The organism is Microcystis sp. M49636_WE2, from assembly GCF_030065375.1.
GTDB classification, from domain to species: Bacteria; Cyanobacteriota; Cyanobacteriia; order Cyanobacteriales; family Microcystaceae; genus Microcystis; species Microcystis aeruginosa_C.
Genome location: NZ_JASJFG010000593.1, coordinates 1 through 1,211 on the forward strand (window position 1 = coordinate 1; position 1,211 = coordinate 1,211).

The 1,211-nt window shown below is 41.7% G+C and carries 1 protein-coding gene; it reads right to left on the minus strand.

Features of this window, described 5'->3' with window-relative positions; translation table 11 throughout:
- Positions 1-1,204: tetratricopeptide repeat protein (locus tag PX484_RS13730; RefSeq protein WP_288104271.1), on the minus strand; the 1,204-nt coding region annotated here is incomplete at its 3' end.
- Positions 1,205-1,211 lie beyond the last annotated feature (7 nt).

Sequence of the window (1,211 nt, forward strand, 5' to 3'; positions counted from 1 at the left end):
AGGAGGCGATCGCTTCTGCAAATCTGCCTAAATTACCTAACGCAAACCCTCGGCCGTACCAAGCTTCATGGTCATCGGGTTTAATTTCTAAAGCTTTGTCGTAAGAGGCGATCGCTTCTGCAAATCTGCCTAAATCATCTAACGCAAACCCTCGGTTGTACCAAGCTTCATGGTCATCGGGTTTAATTTCTAAAGCTTGATCGAAGGAGGCGATCGCTTCTGCAAATCTGCCTAAATTACCTAACGCAAACCCTCGGCCGTACCAAGCTTCATGGTCATCGGGTTTAATTTCTAAAGCTTTGTCGTAAGATGCGATCGCTTCTGCAAATCTGCCTAAATCATCTAACGCAACCCCTCGGTAGTTCCAAGCATCATGGTCATCGGGTTTAATTTCTAAAGCTTTGTCGTAAGATGCGATCGCTTGTTCGTATTCTTTTCCCATTTGATGAATTAAGCCTTTTTTATGCCACAATTCAGATGTTTGAACAGGATCGAGAGATGGGGAATCGCTTAAATAGGCCTTAATTTCGGCTAACTTTTCCTGTCGTTGTTGGGGAGTGAATTGTTGATAGGTATCGAGATCGCCGTCTAAATAAACCAGTCTTCTAATTTCTCTTTCCAATATGTCCTTATCCGTCGGAAATTCATAAACTCCCGAATACCAATCAAAAAAATCCGACGCACGACGAATAAAATACCGCAAGGCAAATTCCGGCAATAGGAATACTAAAGTAAAGGGAAATTGCCGCTCAAATCGCTCACGGGATAAGTTTAAATAGCCTAAAATCTTAGGAACTCCGGCCCAGGTTCCCCCATAAACCGGACTTTGACTCGACAAGAAATAGCCTTCACTTTCCGCTTCTTCGTAGCGCAGTAGTGCATTTTCTAAACCGCGCACAAAAAGAATGTTTAGATTGGTATAATTTGGTAAATCGACAATTTTCTCATACAAATTATCGGTTTCTGAATCAAGCTGCAGGACTTGAATATTTTTATTAGGTAAATCTTGACTGACTCTCCGAATAATCTCATCAGCTTGCACGGGAGAACAGCGAACAAAGAGTAAATTAAAGCCATTTTTTCGTCTCAGCGATCGCAGTAATGCTTGATAGGATTCTGCTGCTGTTAGGGGTTGCTCTTCTCGCAATCCTTCAAAATCCGATTCCTGAAAGTTAGTTAAGGGTTTTACTTTTGGGTTTGTCATTATTATA